The 17,204-nt window shown below is 39.6% G+C and carries 17 protein-coding genes and 2 tRNA genes; 4 read left to right on the top strand and 15 right to left on the bottom strand.

Annotated features, from left to right (window positions below; all coding sequences use genetic code 11):
- Nucleotides 1-19 precede the first annotated feature (19 nt).
- The 7 genes from ACOWPH_RS18295 to argF form a co-directional block, all read right to left on the bottom strand.
- Nucleotides 20-658: a Uma2 family endonuclease gene (locus ACOWPH_RS18295; RefSeq protein ID WP_015216810.1), complete on the bottom strand. Its 639-nt coding sequence runs from the start codon at nucleotides 656-658 to the stop codon at nucleotides 20-22.
- A gap of 29 nt (nucleotides 659-687) precedes the next feature.
- Nucleotides 688-2,760: an AAA family ATPase gene (locus ACOWPH_RS18290; RefSeq protein WP_015216809.1), complete on the bottom strand. Its 2,073-nt coding sequence runs from the start codon at nucleotides 2,758-2,760 to the stop codon at nucleotides 688-690.
- Entirely contained in the window at nucleotides 2,757-2,930 is a 174-nt protein-coding gene (locus ACOWPH_RS18285) for a hypothetical protein (protein WP_015216808.1), read from the bottom strand. The genes ACOWPH_RS18290 and ACOWPH_RS18285 overlap by 4 nt, the downstream gene beginning before the upstream one ends.
- Nucleotides 2,931-3,004: 74 nt before the next feature.
- Nucleotides 3,005-3,415, bottom strand: a complete 411-nt coding sequence (locus tag ACOWPH_RS18280) for a GxxExxY protein (protein WP_015216807.1) — start codon at nucleotides 3,413-3,415, stop codon at nucleotides 3,005-3,007.
- 45 nt (nucleotides 3,416-3,460) lie between these two features.
- Entirely contained in the window at nucleotides 3,461-4,942 is a 1,482-nt protein-coding gene (locus tag ACOWPH_RS18275; RefSeq protein WP_015216806.1) for a DNA phosphorothioation system restriction enzyme, read from the bottom strand.
- A 74-nt stretch (nucleotides 4,943-5,016) separates the two neighbouring features.
- Nucleotides 5,017-5,622, bottom strand: coding sequence for a transcriptional repressor LexA (gene lexA / locus ACOWPH_RS18270; RefSeq protein ID WP_015216805.1), 606 nt, complete (start codon nucleotides 5,620-5,622; stop codon nucleotides 5,017-5,019).
- Between the two features lie 154 nt (nucleotides 5,623-5,776).
- Nucleotides 5,777-6,697, bottom strand: coding sequence for an ornithine carbamoyltransferase (argF, locus tag ACOWPH_RS18265; protein WP_015216804.1), 921 nt, complete (start codon nucleotides 6,695-6,697; stop codon nucleotides 5,777-5,779).
- A 414-nt stretch (nucleotides 6,698-7,111) separates the two neighbouring features.
- On the opposite strand from argF, the gene ACOWPH_RS18260 reads away from it, so the two are divergent.
- Both ACOWPH_RS18260 and ACOWPH_RS18255 read left to right on the top strand, forming a co-directional pair.
- Nucleotides 7,112-7,183: transfer RNA gene (locus ACOWPH_RS18260), tRNA-Thr, on the top strand.
- Between the two features lie 218 nt (nucleotides 7,184-7,401).
- Nucleotides 7,402-8,466: an aromatic ring-hydroxylating oxygenase subunit alpha gene (locus tag ACOWPH_RS18255; protein WP_015216803.1), complete on the top strand. Its 1,065-nt coding sequence runs from the start codon at nucleotides 7,402-7,404 to the stop codon at nucleotides 8,464-8,466.
- Nucleotides 8,467-8,482: 16 nt separating this feature from the next.
- Here ACOWPH_RS18255 and ACOWPH_RS18250 read toward each other — a convergent pair whose 3' ends face one another.
- The 8 genes from ACOWPH_RS18250 to ACOWPH_RS18215 all read right to left on the bottom strand — a co-directional run bounded on the left by ACOWPH_RS18250 (nucleotide 8,483) and on the right by ACOWPH_RS18215 (nucleotide 16,117).
- On the bottom strand, nucleotides 8,483-8,719 hold the full coding sequence (locus ACOWPH_RS18250) for a type II toxin-antitoxin system RelE family toxin (protein WP_015216802.1): 237 nt from the start codon (nucleotides 8,717-8,719) through the stop codon (nucleotides 8,483-8,485).
- A complete protein-coding gene (locus tag ACOWPH_RS18245; protein WP_015216801.1) occupies nucleotides 8,719-8,985 on the bottom strand; it encodes a DUF6887 family protein in 267 nt (88 codons plus the stop codon). The genes ACOWPH_RS18250 and ACOWPH_RS18245 overlap by 1 nt, the downstream gene beginning before the upstream one ends.
- Nucleotides 8,982-9,212 (bottom strand): DUF6888 family protein, encoded by a 231-nt coding sequence (locus ACOWPH_RS18240; protein ID WP_015216800.1) that lies wholly within the window; start codon nucleotides 9,210-9,212, stop codon nucleotides 8,982-8,984. The genes ACOWPH_RS18245 and ACOWPH_RS18240 overlap by 4 nt, the downstream gene beginning before the upstream one ends.
- A 254-nt stretch (nucleotides 9,213-9,466) precedes the next feature.
- A complete protein-coding gene (locus ACOWPH_RS18235; RefSeq protein ID WP_015216798.1) occupies nucleotides 9,467-10,942 on the bottom strand; it encodes an alpha-amylase in 1,476 nt (491 codons plus the stop codon).
- Nucleotides 10,943-11,483: 541 nt separating this feature from the next.
- Nucleotides 11,484-13,370 carry an ATP-dependent zinc metalloprotease FtsH2 gene (ftsH2, locus tag ACOWPH_RS18230; RefSeq protein WP_015216796.1) on the bottom strand — a complete coding sequence of 629 codons (1,887 nt, stop codon included), beginning with the start codon at nucleotides 13,368-13,370 and terminating at the stop codon, nucleotides 11,484-11,486.
- Between the two features lie 463 nt (nucleotides 13,371-13,833).
- Complete coding sequence (locus tag ACOWPH_RS18225; RefSeq protein WP_015216795.1) at nucleotides 13,834-14,325, bottom strand: hypothetical protein; 492 nt, start codon at nucleotides 14,323-14,325, stop codon at nucleotides 13,834-13,836.
- A gap of 200 nt (nucleotides 14,326-14,525) precedes the next feature.
- Nucleotides 14,526-15,962, bottom strand: coding sequence for a glutamate--tRNA ligase (gene gltX, locus ACOWPH_RS18220; RefSeq protein ID WP_015216794.1), 1,437 nt, complete (start codon nucleotides 15,960-15,962; stop codon nucleotides 14,526-14,528).
- Nucleotides 15,963-16,043: 81 nt separating this feature from the next.
- Nucleotides 16,044-16,117 (bottom strand) — tRNA-Asp (locus ACOWPH_RS18215).
- A 315-nt stretch (nucleotides 16,118-16,432) separates the two neighbouring features.
- On the opposite strand from ACOWPH_RS18215, the gene ACOWPH_RS18210 reads away from it, so the two are divergent.
- Nucleotides 16,433-16,852, top strand: coding sequence for an NUDIX hydrolase (locus ACOWPH_RS18210; RefSeq protein WP_015216793.1), 420 nt, complete (start codon nucleotides 16,433-16,435; stop codon nucleotides 16,850-16,852).
- Between the two features lie 32 nt (nucleotides 16,853-16,884).
- Nucleotides 16,885-17,085 carry a hypothetical protein gene (locus ACOWPH_RS18205; protein WP_015216792.1) on the top strand — a complete coding sequence of 67 codons (201 nt, stop codon included), beginning with the start codon at nucleotides 16,885-16,887 and terminating at the stop codon, nucleotides 17,083-17,085.
- The last annotated feature ends 119 nt before the right edge of the window (nucleotides 17,086-17,204 follow it).

Below are 17,204 nucleotides of genomic sequence, written 5' to 3'. Positions count from 1 at the left end.
ATCCTTTGCGCGAAACAAATTAACTAAAAATTCCCAATAACCAACGATTAACTTCACCATCATCTTGAGTTAGACTACGTTGAATAGCTTCCTTAACAGTAGCTATTTGTAACCCTGGTAAAACCTTAGATTCCTCAATTCTTTTACTTCCACCATCAGATATTTCAAAAGCAATAATATCATTATTATTAGCACCCATCACCCAATATTCCTTTACACCCAATCTTTCATAAAGTAACCTTTTAAACCCTAAATCATCATTTACAGAAGAAGCAGCAATTTCTACCACTAAAGTCGGTGCTGCTAACTCATTAATATTCACAGGAGAATTATTCAAAGGTGGAAATGTTACCTTATCCCCAATATAAAAAGCCAAATCAGGTTGACATTCCCCTTCATTTGTTCTGCGAAAACTGGTATTTACCCAGCCTTTAATTTTAATATTTTTCAATGTTGCATAAAAATTCACAACATTTGCAACAACATTATTATTGTTTCCATGAATTGAACCAACAGGTGACATTTCTATCCTCATGTAATTTTGATAATAATAAAATCTTCCTTGCTGATAATCAGGATGATTAGTAATTTCTATAAACTCATCCCAACTCACACTTACCCACGTATCCGTCACCAAACTTAAAGAACTAACAACCATAAATCCTTTCTTCCTTTGCGTGAGACATTCTAATCTCGTTCAACCTCAATAATTTCAGTATATTCAAAACCATTCAAACTCTGTCTTACCAAAGAATATCTTTCTCTACCCAACTGAATATCATCTTGCTGACAATTAGGTTTAGAAGAATAATAAACCAACACATATTCTTTACCAATTTTATCAGCAATTTCCTCCTCAACTTCTACCCTCCATTGGGTTTGAGTCACTAAGACAATTAACTGATTTGCTAATTTAGGAATAGTTTGAGCAATGTGACGGCGGGAATTAGCATCTAAACTCCCAAAAGGAGAATCCATGACAATGGGAAAAGTGCTACTATCAGGAACCATCATCATTTTCCGCTTTTCACTCCAGTCTCGCACTTTGTCTATAATACTAGCGATAAAAGATAAGCTAAGAATTTGATTTTCTCCCGTTGAAGCTGCGACTGGTGCTTCTATTCCCGTGGTATTTTCGACTAAACTCAATTCATATTTTTCGCTAATTTTGGGAATGTAGGGAGTAAAAGACATATCTGAGAAAATTTCTTGTACTCGCTGTTCTAATTGCAGACGAAACTGGTTTTCTTGACGGTTTTTTACTTCCGATAAACGTTCAATTGCATCTTGGGTAGCGCTAATGCGACGCTGTGCTAAAGATTGTTTTTCCTCATTTTGTTTTTGCTTAGATATTTGTTTGATTAAAGCATCAATATCGGTTTTGAGGTGAGAGAGTTCCTGTTGATTTGCACCTTGTTCTCGATTTAATTCATCAATTTTCGCTTCAATTCCATCTAATCGTTTTTGTAAACCGCTAATTTCTTCATTGGGATCTTTTCGCAGTTGTTCTTGAATACCATCTAATTCCAGTTCAACTTGAGAAAGGTTTTCCTTTAACTGCTTAATTCGTGCTTGTTCTCTATCCGCTTCTTCCCAAAAAGCAAGTGCTTGTTTATCAATTTCATCAACTTGTGCGCTCATTCTAATTGCGGTCTCTTCTACTGTCGAAGAACCTGCTTTTTTCATTAAGTTTTTAACATGAAAATGAGTATGAGTTCCTTCTCTTAAATCAGCACCACAAATACAGCGTCCGGTATTGAGTAAATCCTTGACAAATTCTTGGGAAATTCCTGCTGTTAATTCACCACGTTGTTTTAAATCTGTGAATATTTCCCGAAACTTAGCTGTAGTTTCTGATAACAAAACTGTATAACCCCGTGCAGAAATAGCTTTTTTTAAAGCTTCTCTTGTTTTCTTAAGTTCTTCTCGATATTTGTCTCTTTGAGATTCTAAGTTTTGCTTTCTTTCTTGTAATTCTTTAATAGCACTTAGTTCGCGTAATTTATTACTGACTTCTTTTTTGAATATTTGTTGATGTTCTAATTCCAGCTTGATTTCAATTTGACTGTTGTTGATGGTTTCAATTTCCAATTCTAGCTTTTCTTGCTGAGTTAATAACTGTTTAGTTTCTGCATCACCAATGTTTTTTAGTTCAGTTTCTAAAGTCTTTTTAGTATCTTTCAGGTGTTTGATGGAAAGTTCAATTACTTCTACACCCAAAAAAGTTCTAATTGCTTCTGCGATTTCTGCTTTATTATCAGAACGGACTATTTCTTCAATGCGTTCACCGTCAAAGAAAAAATATTGATGTAAACTTGCGGGTAAAATCTGGGTGATGATTTCTTCGGCTTGCTGAAGGGGAAAATACCATTTACCGTCATCTCCAGCAACTTGGATTTTTAACTGGGTTTTACCAGCTTCAATAAAATCACTTTCATTTTTATAAACCCGACAAGAACGAGTTGCACGGTAACGGTTGCTTTCATGTTCCCAACCTACTTCTACGGAACATTCTACAGGATCTCCTGGTTGAGATTCTGCGATCGCTCTTTTATTGACTAACTTTTCTGTGGAAGCAAATGCAGCACTGAATTTTTCATATAATACCCAGGTAAAGGCATTCAATAAACTGGTTTTACCTGCGCCGTTACTCCCATAAATCATGGTAGTATTGCGAACGTCTCCACCAGCTAAAGTAATTTCTGGTGTTTTTCCATAAAATGAGCGAAAATTACATAATTTAATGGAGGTTAGCTTCATTGCACTGCTTCTTTTACAATTATTAAAATATCATCATTAATATGTCCTTTGCTTTTTCTATCTAATCTACTTTTCTCTAATCTCCATACTTTTTCTATTATTTGTTTTACTTCTGGTGGTGCGCTGTTAATTGGTTCTTGGACATCTTCGATGTTTGAGTGTTCTGGCATTTTTTTATTTGTGTTTAAGGGTGTGAGAAGAATTAATGAACCGCGAAGAGCGCGAAGGAAGAAGAAGAGAAGGTTTAGGATGAGAGGATGACTCGTTTAATTCCTTCTTTGAGGATGGGGACGTTAAAGTTAATGAGGAGTCCGAGGCGGTTATTTGTTGTTTTTAAATATGAGATAACTTGAGCTTCGTGAATGGGAGCTAGTTTTTCTACAGCTTTTAATTCAACTACTAAAATATCACCAACTAAAAAATCTAATTCACCCTCACCAATAGGATGACCTTTATAATTGATTGATACTAAATATTTAGGTTTACAAGGTATCCCCCGCAAACGAAATTCACAAAACAAAGCCTCCTGATAAACCCTCTCCAAAAACCCCGCTCCCAACACCCTATGCACCTCAATAGCCGCACCAATCACCCCATAAGCTAACCCCTCCACATCATCACCCAACTCCCTCATTCTTCCCTCTTCTCTCTTCATCCCTTCTTCCTTCGCGCTCTTCGCGCCTTCGCGGTTTATTTATCTTCAAATATCCAACAACCCATATCGTTTTTGCAAAGCCAATAACTTCATCCTAGCTTGTCCAGCATTATCTGCTAAATCAGCAAATTCAACAAAACGCCGTAATTCCTTTTTTAACAAATTCCGTTCCACTTCAATAGTTTCTCTATCCAAATCTGGAGGTAAAACAATCATATCAAAAATCGTCGCTCTATCCTTACCAGGATGAGGACGTAAAACTCTTCCTCGACGTTGAATAAATTGACGAGGATTGCCAGAACTTGATAAAATCACCGCAGTTTGAATTGCAGGAATATCTACACCTTCATCTAAACAACGAATCGCCACTAAACCTTGCAATTCTCCACTTTCAAATTGACAGCGTAAAGTTTCTCTTTCCTGTAAAGAAGTGTGTGCGGTGTAGGTGCTGACTTTGTAACCCAAGTCTACACCCAAAATCTTAGAAACAGCTTTGAGTTGACGCAGAGATGAACGCTGTCCGGTTTCTGGAGAACCATCACTACAATAAAATAAAGTATGGCTTGTATCTTTGCGAGTTGCCATTAATTCCCGCAAAGCTGTTAATTTATTTTCTGCTGCACCAATTAACCTAGCACGTTGCATTAATAAAGATTTGATATCTTCGTTGTTTTCAAAATCTCCAACATCACCATGATCTCTTTCTCGATACTGAAGAGAACGCCCAATTTTTTTTGTTAACTTAAGATAGGCTATACTTTCAGCCTCTGTTAACTCCACCAAAACCGGGTAATAAAGATAGTGTACCAAAGCTCCTTGTGCGATCGCATCCTCTAAACTAAACTCAGGTTGGAGAACAGCACCGAAATAATCTAATAAAGATTGTGTACCTCCGTCATCAAAATACCGTTCCGGTGTCGCCGATAAAGCTAGACGCAAACCCACCTTCCGGGGTAAACTTTCTTCTAACTTGGGTGAACCTAAATTATGCGCTTCATCACCAATAATTAAAGTCTTCGCTGGAAAATATTTAACTTGCGACTGAAAACCATCACTAATTAAAGTCGAGTTAGTGGTAATCACCGTCACAAAACCTTGAGAACCAGAACGCAGATTATAAATTTGTGTTGATAATTGACTTTGCCAACTACGTAAATTCTCGAAAGCTAAAATTGGAATTAAGTTAAATTTCTCACATTCTCTCGCCCATTGACTCACAAGATGACGATAGGGACATACCACCACCAAAACTTGTAAACCAATCTGCTGATATAACTCAAAAACAATAGACAATGCAGTAATAGTCTTACCACTACCAGTAGCCATCTTTAGCGTCCCTCTGCCATTATTAGCAAACCAACTAGTAATAGCTTCACGCTGATATCCCCGCAGTTGCAGAGATAACGGCATTTTTGGACATCCTGGTAAAGGTTGCTTAACTTGATAAATGCCTTTCTTCTCCCCCACAAAAGGTAACTTGAGAGAGAAAAAAGGCAATTTCTGCACTGGTTTTCGCGTTATATACATAAATTGGTAATTGGTAATTCGTAATTGTTATTCATTTTACCCATTACCTATTACCCATCACCCATTACCATTTTTCAGTTATAGTTTCGCCAAATACCAATCAGAGAACCTTGCACTTGTACTTGCATCGCAGGTATTTCCATCGGTTTATACTTAGAATTTGCTGGTTTGAGAGTCACAAGATCATCATGACGATAAAAACGTTTTAAAGTTGTACCGTGTCCTTCAACTCTAGCAGCCACAATAGTGCCATTTTTTAACTGATTTGGTTCTGCTACCGGACGCAAAAACACCACATCCCCATCAGCAATTAAATCATCAATCATGCTATCTCCAGTCACCCGCAAAGCATAACTTTGGGGAGGTAAAGATAAATTAGCCAAGTCTAAATGCTCTACAGCATCCGTAAAAGGTTCAATTAAACCACCAGCAGCAATAGTCCCCAAAATTGGCACACCTAGCTTCACAGGACGCAAAACCCGAATAGTTCGCGCCTTACCTTCCTTCCACTCGATATATCCCTTGTTGCGTAAATGCTCTAAACGGCTTTGAATCGGTGCAGGTGATTTCAAGTTCATTCCTTGCATCATTTGACGAATAGAAGGCGAATGCTCATTCATTCTGATATATTCTGTCAACCATTCGTATAATTCTTGTTGAGCTTCTGTTAGTCTTTCCATAATTTTTGTTGGGAAGTAATTATAAATGTCCCTAGAACATTAGTACTACAAAAATCTTCCCTTAACAAGATAAAACTTAAAAATTTAAAAGGCAAAAGAGAAATGACTGACTTTACTTTTGCCTATTTACTTGCAATTTTTTAGCTTTTACCTGTCATTTAGCCCCTAAAATACTGGCTAGTAGAGCTTTTTGAGCGTGTAATCTATTTTCTGCCTGATCCCAAACCTTTGATTGAGAACCTTCGATTACTTCTTCGGTAATTTCTTCACCTCGATGTGCTGGTAAACAGTGTAGAACAATAGCGGCTGGATCTGCAAGACTCAATAATTCTTGAGAAATTTGATAAGGCTGGAAAATAGGAAACCGATTATCAGCTTCTGCCTCTTGTCCCATACTTGCCCAAACATCAGTGTAAAGTACAGATGCACCTTTAGCTGCTGCTTCTGGGTCATGGGTGAGAACAACTTCAGTTTTATTATCAGCTATTGCCCTAGCTTTTTCTACAATTTTGGCATCTGGAGCATATCCCGAAGGAAAAGCCACCCGCACATTCATTCCCACCAAAGCACAACCCAGCATAAGGGAATTAGCGACATTATTCCCATCACCCACGTAAGTCAAAGTTAGACCAGATAAATCACCAAAACATTCTTGAATGGTCAATAAATCGGCTAAAATCTGGCAGGGGTGTTCTAAATCTGTTAGCGCATTAATTACAGGACTTTTGGCATAGCTGGCAAAAGTTTCCAAATCTTTCTGGGCGAAAGTACGAATTGCAAAAATATCCAAATAACGATCTAACACCCTTGCCGTATCCTGAAGAGGCTCCCCACGACTCACTTGAGTTACATTGGGATTAAGATCAATTACCTGTCCACCCAGTTGGTACATAGCTACCGTAAAACTAACTCGTGTGCGAGTTGAGGCTTTGGAGAATAATAACCCCAGAACTTTATTACACTGCAACTGTAACTTTTGTGACTTGAGTTGAGTTGCCAATTGCAGAAGTTCTTGCAGTTCTGTGGAATTAAGATCCGCCAGACCTAATAAATCTCGTCCGATCAATTCTGCCATGCTTGTGATCTTTTAAAGAACAATAATGTTTTTCTGTTCCTTCACCCAGACGCGTCAAAAGGAATACAGTCTTAAAACTGTACCAAATATTATTACCTTAAGTTACACAATTAGAATTAGCTTTTTTAATCAATGATACTTTATGAGTATTTTTCGACTCATTCACAGATTTCTTCTCTATACAACTATCTTTAGTAGGACTTACGCAAAAACTCTCCTAAACTCTTATTCCTCCGTGTCCTCTGCGGTATGCGCTATGCGAACGTTATTCCGTAACTCATCCGTAAGTCCTATTTAGACTGAAAATTTAGCTATGACTAAGGAAATAATTTTTTTAGTCATCACCACTAGACAAATCTCAGAATTGTGATATGATATGTAATCGGTGGGTGCTTAAAAAGTACTAGCCAGTCCGCCAGCATAGCACAGTGGTAGTGCATCCGACTTGTAATCGGAAGGTCGCGAGTTCAAATCCCGCTGCTGGCTTTATTTAAGCTTATAAGCATATAGATGTATAGTTAGTACTAAGTCAGGGGAACTTCTAAGAGCGATCGCATTGAGAACAATGTGAAGCTTGCACCAGCAATTAGTTTTATTTGCAAAGAATACTTGTTGTCTATCACTATTGTCGGATATATTGCAATACAGTTCAGTAACTGAACCGGATGAGGATATAGGGCCTTTAGTTATAGATTAGTTATATTGTGATAGATAACAACAACCTTTTATTACGTAATCTTTGGTACTATGCACTACCTAGTTATCTCCTGAAACCAGGTAAAATGGTGGCTCGGATTTTCTTGGGAGAACCAGTACTACTGATTAGAAGCCAAGATGGTCAGGTTTCTGCTGTGAGGGATATTTGCCCTCATCGCGCTGTACCCTTGAGTTGTGGTCGATTCAATGGACAAGAAGTAGAATGCTGTTACCACGGTTGGCGTTTTGATCCTGCTGGACATTGTGTCTCAATTCCATCTTTATTGCCAGAGCAGGATACGGACTTGAGCCGCTTCGATGTGCAATCATATCCAATTCATGAGACTCAAGGCAATATTTGGATATACATGACAGATGGGGATAAATCTCAACCCAGCGCTTCAGAAATGGATGTTCCAGTAGTTCCAGGTTTTGCTGAACAACTCCCTCAACTAGTTGAGGTGATGAGATTTCCTTGTTTTATTGATCATGCGGTGACAGGTTTAATGGACCCTGCTCATTCTCCTTATGTACATCGGGTATGGTGGTGGAGAAGCGGGGAATTGCATGAAGAAGTCAAACAATTTGATCCTTCACCTTACGGGTTTACAGTCCGACGACATAAGTTGTCAGACAATATGGAGAATATGAGCCGATTATATTGGTTAGTCGGTGGTGGTATTCCCGAAGTAGAAATTTCTTTTCGTTTACCAGGTGTGAGAATAGAAGAGATAACCTTTGGTAAACATCGACTTTGTAATTTGACAGCGGTTACACCAATTTCTGATACAGAAACAGAGGTAACTTTTGTCCTTTATGGAATGCCTACTTGGTTAAATATATTCAAACCTTTGATTCATGTATTAGCACGAAAATTTCTCGACCAAGACCGAACAGTAGTAGAAAAACAGCAAATTGGACTCAAATATGATCCAGTTCTACGATTAATTAAAGATTCAGATATGCAAGCACAATGGTACTACCAGTTAAAACGGGAATTTGCTCGCGCAACGTCTGAAAAACGGGAATTTGTCAATCCTGTTAAGAGTCTGTTACTACGATGGCTTGCTTGAAAATGTATGGTTTTATTTAAGCAACTTTTAGTACCATAACCTGACCAAGTTCGTTTTGCAGTTGATAAACAATACGATACTTACCCAAACGAATTACATACAAGTTCTCTTGGCTTTTTAACTTTTGTGCTTCAGCTAGAAGTGGGTTTAACGCTAATTCTTCTAGCTTCATGACAACTTGTTGCTGAAGTTCAGAATCCAATTTTGTAATTTGTTCTACAGTTGCAGGTGCTATTTGTACGTGGTAGGTCACTATCCTAACCTCTTTTTCAATTCTTCTAAAGATGTGAAACCAACTTGTAAAGCTTCTTTGAGGACATTCTCAGCATCTTTAATATCAATACTCTCTAGCTTTTCTTCAATTACTTGGTCGAACTGCTCTATAGAACTTATATCAATTCCTGGTTCTGTTTGTAGTCTATCCATATATGTGTAAAAAGCAGCTTGGTCTTCTGGATGTGTTTTGACATATTCCCGAAGTTGTTCTCTGTTCATGCTAGTAAAGTGAATATTTGTCATAATATCCTCACGTAACCGTTAGGGTAAATCAATATTTCGATGTCTTTACTTGCCAAAATGTAGATTTGATTTGTTCTTGCATCTAATCTAACTAACTCTATTGTCAATAGTAAATTACTCAAATCAACGCAAACCAAGAAAAATTTCAAAGCTTGCTCTTGAGTAGGAATATTGGGATGAGGATACATAAATACTAAAGCGGTATGCACTGGAATGAAATACATCATAGCCCCCTCCCCGCAAGCGATGAGGGGGTTGGGGGTGGGGTTCTTGTATCTCACTCAACCGAAAACTGCTACAATCTATTCTAGGTGATAGATCACCCAGTTTTTCTGGGTGAAAAGAATTAAATTATTTCTTAGTGCTGAAGATAGTAGTGAACATCATCAACATTCCACCTACCAAAATAGCGATCGCTAATCCCCCAGTCACCAAATCCAAAGTATTGCTATTATCCATAGCTTATCCCTTATCTCAATGATTATTCTTGAATCCAGACCGAAACTGAGCCACCTTGACAATGAAACTCAGCCCAACCCCATTCATTAGTATAAACTGGCTGCTTAATATGTTCTGTCAGATCGTAAAACTTGGTGTTAGGTTTACCAACTTCCATCCATTTACTACCACCAGATCCATCACTCATAATTACAGCCAAAGCTTTGGGGTGTTCTCCATCTCCTAGTCTTGTCCACCCAATCACATTCGGGTGATCAAAGTAGTCATACTGTGAACCATAGGCAAAATTCTGACGGGCATAGAGGAATTTGTCAATTAACCAACGGTGAGAAGGCAGAAAAATCTTGTATCGGTTGCCGTCTTTTCCCCAATCTTCATATTCTGCACCATAATAGTCACCATAAAATACACAAGGATAGCCTTCTGCACGCAGGAGAATCAGGGCATAAGCCAAGGGTTTAAACCAAGGTTCAACAGGTGCTTCTAAAGCCTGTAATGGTTGGGAATCGTGGTTTTCAACAAAAGTAACAGCATGAGTTGGGCGTTGCTGCATTAATGTCCCATCAAGAATGCGTCGCATATCATAGTTACCACCAGCTTTACTGGCATAGTGGAAATTGTAGTGTAGGGGAACATCAAACAAGGACATTTTGCCCCCAACAGCATTCAGATACCAATGCAGTGTGTTGATGTCGTTATACCAATATTCACCCACCATAAATAAATCTTTGCCAGCATATCCCTTGAGGTGATCCAACCATTGGGGAAAGAACCAAGCAGAAATATGTTTTACGGCATCAATACGGAAACCATTAACTCCCGTAGTCTCAAGATACCATTCACCCCAGTGAGTTACCTCGTCTCTGACTTTCTGGTTTTGAAAGTCCAGATCACATCCCATGAGGTAAGCAAAGTTACCTTTTTCTAAAGCCACATAATCATCAAATCTTTTACCATCTAACAAATAGATAGTATTTCGCTCTTTACTATAATCATCGTAATCTACAGCATCAAAGTGCCACCAATGCCATTGGAAGTCAGAATGTTTACCTTGACGACCAGGAAAGGTGAAATGGGTGTAAGCATTGATATCCCGTTGCCAACCTTTAGGATTTAGACGATCGTCTTGTGAGAATGGAGTAGCTTTAACTACTTCTTTTCCATCTCCTCCCATTCTGTGATTGAGGACAGTATCTGCATAGACTTGTAACCCATGTTGCTGAATTGTTTTAATGGCATCTAGATACTGTGTGCGATCGCCATATTTGGTGCGAGTTGTCCCTTTTTGATTAAATTCGCCCAAGTCGTACATATCATATACGCCATATCCCACATCATAACCGCCCGACATTCCTTTATAGGCTGGTGGTAGCCACAAAGCGGTAAAACCTGCATTAGCTATTTCTTGAGCTTTGTTTTTTACATCATTCCACAGGATTAAATCGGGGTCGATATACCAGTGGAAATATTGCATCATTGTGCCGTTCATTTGGGACATTTTACTGATTTCCTCAAATAGTTCACAAAATAATAACGAAATATAGAAAGCCCATTCATTCAGTGTTTTGCATAGCCTGAGCTTTTTTATTCCTCCAATAGTTACTTGCTGTTTTACGGGAAATCACTGTGTTTTTTAAAAAATTCTACGAATATTAGTGTTTACACCAGGTTGTAACTAAATGAGGTACACAATCTAAGAATAAAACCCTATACCAAAAGACTTTCAACCCTGTTCCCCATGCTAGGGTAATACCTAACAATACGAGGTTAAGAATTTTTTTAGGTTGGGTTGTAGCAAGATCCCGTAGGGTGCGATAGTGAAACCCAACAAATGCCTGTAAATATTGGGTTATGCCTCCGGCACACTTCGTGTTCACGCAGTGTCCCGCAGGGATACGTTCCATTGCTTCGCAACGAAGAAAGCGAACAACCCAAGCTACAACTTTCTCTCTGCGACTCTGCGTGAGATAAATTCATACACAAAAAAATGGATATGGTCAAATTAACCATACCCACTCACAAAATTTATAGATTAAAAATTACAGTTGCGGTACAAACTGTGACTTATCGGGTACAACAGTGTACTCAGCGACAATTTGACGGAACTCTTCACCGTCAATGGTTTCTTTTTCAATCAACAGATCCACTAAACGATCTGTGACACTGCGATGTTCACGGATAATTTTCTTAGCGTTCTCGTAACACTCTTCTGCGATCGCTCTGACTTGAGCATCAATACGAGCAGCAATAGAATCAGAATACTCAGAACGTGTTGTCCAGTCACGTCCCAGGAATACTTCTCCTTGTTGGCTTTCCAGTGAAAGGGGGCCTAAATCAGACATCCCAAACCGTGTTACCATTTGTCTTGCCATTCCTGACAACTGTTGTAAGTCTCCACCTGCACCAGTAGTAACTTCTGCTGGGCCAAAGATGACTTCTTCGGCTGCACGTCCACCCAAAGCGCCTGTAATTCTGGCTTTGAGTTGAGAACGAGAAATTAAACCTTGTTCTTCGTTAGGCATAAACCAGGTTAAACCCTGTGCTTGTCCTCTAGGAATCAGGGTAACTTTTTGTACTGGGTCATGGTCTTTTAATAAAGTACCCACCAACGCGTGTCCGATTTCATGGTAAGCAATCAAGCGTTTACTCTTGCTGTCTACCAAGGGAGTGCCTTCCATACCTGCAACTACCCTATCCACTGCATCATCAATTTCTAGAAGGGTAATGCCTTCTTTGCGTCTTCTAGCGGTGAGAATTGCGGCTTCGTTGAGGAGGTTAGCTAAATCTGCACCGGTGAATCCAGGAGTACGACGTGCGATCGCTTCCAAGGATACACTCTTATCTAATTTTTTGTTCCGTGCGTGGACTTCTAGAACTTCTAAACGTCCTTTAATGTCGGGTGCATCAACAGTTACCTGTCTGTCAAAACGACCGGGACGCAACAACGCCGAATCCAATACATCAGGACGGTTGGTAGCAGCAATAATAATAATGCCAGTATTACCTTCAAAACCATCCATTTCGGTTAATAGCTGGTTGAGAGTTTGTTCTCTTTCATCATTTCCACCACCGATACCTGCACCCCGTTGACGGCCTACAGCGTCGATTTCATCAATAAAGATGATACAAGGAGCATTGTCTTTAGCTTTCTTGAACAAGTCGCGGACACGGGAAGCACCCACACCCACAAACATTTCTACAAACTCAGAACCAGATATAGAAAAGAATGGTACACCAGCTTCACCTGCGATCGCTTTTGCTAGTAAAGTCTTACCAGTACCAGGAGGGCCAATTAACAGTACACCCTTGGGAATCCGAGCGCCAACAGCAGTAAATCTTTCTGGCTGTTTGAGGAAAGTCACAACTTCTTGCAGTTCTTCTTTCGCTTCCTCAATCCCAGCAACATCATCAAATTTTACCCCAGTTTTTGCTTCCATTTGGAAACGAGCGCGGGATTTACCGAAATTCATCGCTTGTCCGGGACCACCAGGGAGGTTGTTAGAGCGACGGAACAAAAAGAACAAACCAGTAATCAATAATACTGGGAATACAAGATTACCCAACAATCCCCAGATTGCGCCATCATTACGCATAGGATGAGCGTCAAAACTGACTTTGTGTTCTTTGAGTTTGTTAATTAACTCAGGAGCATTAATAGGTAAATCTACTCGCCAACGTTGAATGCGGTTTTCGATATCTTGGTCATTAGCTTCGATAATCGCGGTTCTACCACCGTCGTAAAGATCCACATTGGTCACGCGGTCTGCATCTAAGTATTCAAGAAAGCGACCATAAGTCATGCGAGTATTAGCCGCATTCTTACTTGTATCCGTAGGAACATTTGCAAAAGCCCCTTGCCAGAAGAAAAAGCCAATTACCAAAGCAAGCACTGACCAGAGTGCTACCACTTTCCAAGAGAATTTCATCTTTTAATTTACCTCTAGATGCCAATACGACTAATTAGCTTTGTTCACCAAATACCCAGTTTCAAAAGTATCAAGTTGTCAAGTTCGATCTTTCATTTTTCCTGGCTTGGTAACGCTGCTGTGTAACGGATGTTTATAAATCCATTTTGTTTAATTGGATGTCTGATCACCGTTTGGGGATAACCAAAAGGCTATTAAGTCCCCATGGCAGATCCGTCACGCTTATCAAAAATCTTAATTAAAGTTAACTTAATTCTCATTTTAATACAAATACAGGATTGTCGAGACAAGGTGAGTTTTTTCCCCGTCCTTCTCTTATCCTCAAAACGAGTGAAACCTTTAACAGTTATAGGTTTAGACTTCAAAAAGCAGATTTTAGATTTTTGGTACTCCTGCTCCAGAAGCTATGTATCTGGACAAAACTCCGTTCCTTGTGGATGAAACAAATCCAAAATCCGTTGACCTACTTAACTTCTGTAATTTTTAAAGTGTAGGGTAAATATTTTCCTTTTTCGTAGGAACCGACCCAAATTTGGTAAGTTCCTTTCAACCACTCACCCACAATGCCAGGATTTTTACCATTAAAATCATCATTGCACCAAACACCACCAGGGCCTTTAATAATCATCGTGGTGTCCGCTGGACTTTCTACTTCCACTTTTAGGTAATCGAATTTACTTATTAATTTCAGTGTGTGATCTGGTGCTTGATCTACAAACCCAGCGCAAGGGCCTGTGGGGGTTTCTTTCCCACCCACTTCGCTTGCCTTCACTGAACCACCACTCATCCCCCGCACTTTCAAAGGATCGGGTGAAAATTTGGGTTTGATGGTGATATCTCCAAAAATTGGTGGTGCTTCTTGAGCATTAGCAATATTATCAATAATCGGTGTGATGAAGAGCGTAACTATCATCAATGATAATTTGATTCTTATATTAACCACTTTTTTAGGCATTGCATTACATTCATTTCTAAGTAATTTTTAAGACATAGATTTTACATACCAAGTTCCCAGGGGAGAAGGGGAGCAGGGGAGCAGGGGAGCAGAGGGGGCAGAGGGCAGGGCAGGGGGCAGAGGGGCAAGGGAAAGATAAATTATTCTTTCCCAATTACCCATTACCAATTACCAATTACCAATTATTAATTACCCATTACCTAATTAATTGCTTGATTTAACCGAGGTTTATCTAAACCGATTTGATTTAGTAATAGCCATGATTGGATAAGGTCAGGGCCATGTACATCTCCTGTTAGGGCGGCTCTGAGCGATCGCATAACTAAGCCTTTTTTGACTTTTTGCTCTTTCACCACTTGTTTAATTATTTCTTGAGCGCTATCTGCTGACAGTTCTGATTGATTTTCTAAAGCTGTAATAATACCTTGCAGTGTCGCTTTTACCCCTTCTTGCTGGAGTTGGGCAGAACCTTCTTCGGTTAATTCTACCCCATCTGTAAAGAACATTTTGCTCATGGCTACAGCATCCACCAAGCGAGTCAGACTAGCAGCAATTAAACTTACTAGCTGCTCTAACCAAGGACGCTCTCTACCACCCGAAAATGTATATCCAGCAGTTTCCCAGACAGGTATGAGCAAATCTGTGAGTTGATCTACTGGCATATGATGGACATATTGACTATTCAACCAATCCAATTTATCCCAGTCGAATTTAGCCCCGGCTTTATTAACACGCTCAAAGGTAAACTCTTTAGCAGCTGCTTCCAAGGTAAAAATTTCTTGGGTTGAATCTGGGGCTGACCAACCCAGCAAGGTCATATAATTGACCAGACCTTCAGCGGTAAAACCCATTTTCTCAAAGTCAGAAATAGAAGTTACTCCATCCCGCTTGGAAAGTTTGCGTCCTTCTTGATTCAAAATTAGTGGTGTATGGGCAAATTCAGGTATTTTTGCACCTAAAGCTTCATACAACAGAATTTGTTTAGCGGTGTTGGCTATGTGGTCTTCTCCACGAATGACATGAGTAATTTGCATATCAATATCATCGACAACGACGACAAAGTTATACAGTGGTTGACCAATCCCTTCAGCAGAAGCACGAGCGATGACCATATCACCACCCAAATCACTTCCACGCCAAGACATTTGGCCTCTTACTAAGTCATTCCAGACTATTTCCCGGCCGTCGTCAATTTTGAAACGAATTACAGCGGAACGTCCTTCGGCTTCAAAAGCTGTGCGTTGTTCTGGGGTGAGGTTACGGTGACGGTTATCGTAGCGGGGAGCTTCGTTTCTAGCTTTTTGTCTTTCTCGCAACGCATCTAGTTCTTCAGATGTGGTGTAGCAACGATAAGCTAATCCTTGATCTAGCAGTTTTTGTACTGCTTCTCTGTAAAGATGTAGGCGTTGAGATTGGAAAAATGGCCCTTCATCCCAGTTCAATCCCAGCCAGCGTAGTCCACTGAGGATATTGTCGGTGTATTCGGGGCGCGATCGCTCTAAATCTGTATCTTCAATTCTCAGGATAAACTTCCCACCGTGGTGACGGGCGAATAAATAATTGAATACAGCAGTTCTGGCTGTACCAATATGTAGGTTTCCAGTTGGACTCGGAGCAATACGAACTCTAACACTCACAGTTAATTCTCTCTTTCACACAAAAAAACAATTAGGGGCGTATTGCAATACGCCCCTTATCTGTAACTTACCACTTTTTAACGGGACTGACGGGGCTCGAACCCGCAACTTCCGCCGTGACAGGGCGGTGCTCTAACCAATTGAACTACAGTCCCTTGTTCTTTGCAACTTTATTATTGTTGCCTTTTTTTTTCTAATTGTCAAGTACTTGGGAGTTAAAAATTCAGAAATTGATAATTTTTTCTTTTTTTGCTGCCGAGACTATAGCCGGTAGGCGGGAAATGAGGGTGACTTTAGACCTGAGAGGTAGCAGGAGGGTAGGGTACAGAAAGGGAGAGAATTTACAGGTTTTGTCAAAATGATGACTGCGGGGACTGGAGGTATCATGGTGCAATTTACAAACGCGACTATTACCCAATTGCGATCGCAATAACTAAGATATAAAGGTTGATTTATAGGAAGCTACTCGAATGGCCCAAAAAAACACCAAAATTTTGCAACAATCAGGAGTCATTCCATATCGGATAAAAGATGGAAAAATTGAAGTTTTATTGATCACCACACGTAACAGTCAAAATTGGGTAATTCCCAAAGGAGGAATTTGCAAGGGAATGAGTCCACATGATTCAGCTGCAAAAGAAGCCTGGGAAGAAGCGGGAGTGATTGGTCAAGTGAACGCTGAGAAACTGGGCGCTTACAAATATCAAAAAGGTGGTAATACTTATCGAGTTAATTTATTTTTGCTACCAGTAGAGAAAGTTTTAGAAGATTGGCCAGAAGCAGCCCAAAGAGAACGTTTGTGGTTAGAGATAAACCAAGCTGTCATGCTGGTTAAAGAAACTTCCCTGAAAAGAATTTTGAACAATTCCAAAAGCCAAGTAAAAATTTAAGATATAGGAATCCTCTTAGATTCCTGTGTGAGATGATGGAATTGTTGCGATCGCTCACTATTTCCGATTTAAAACCTTTTCTAGCTGAACCGACCCAGCTTAACAATCAATCTATCGCCTTACAACTAGCCGTGGCCAGTTATTCCCCAACCCTTGGTAAGTGGAGGGTGCGCGACAGCGCGGGTGGGGTGTATTTCATGAGCTTGGGAATTGCTATAAAATCTTTACGCTAGTGATATGAATTTATATTATGATCCCAATCATTTGAAGTTTAGACTAAATCGGTGATGTTCAAGAAAAAATTAGTATTACTCAGATTGCTAGTGGCTATAGAGATGTAGAATCATTATTT

The sequence above is a fragment of the Anabaena sp. PCC 7938 genome (assembly GCF_049315035.1).
GTDB lineage: Bacteria > Cyanobacteriota > Cyanobacteriia > Cyanobacteriales > Nostocaceae > Anabaena > Anabaena cylindrica.
This window is presented reverse-complemented; position numbering and strand designations above follow the sequence as displayed.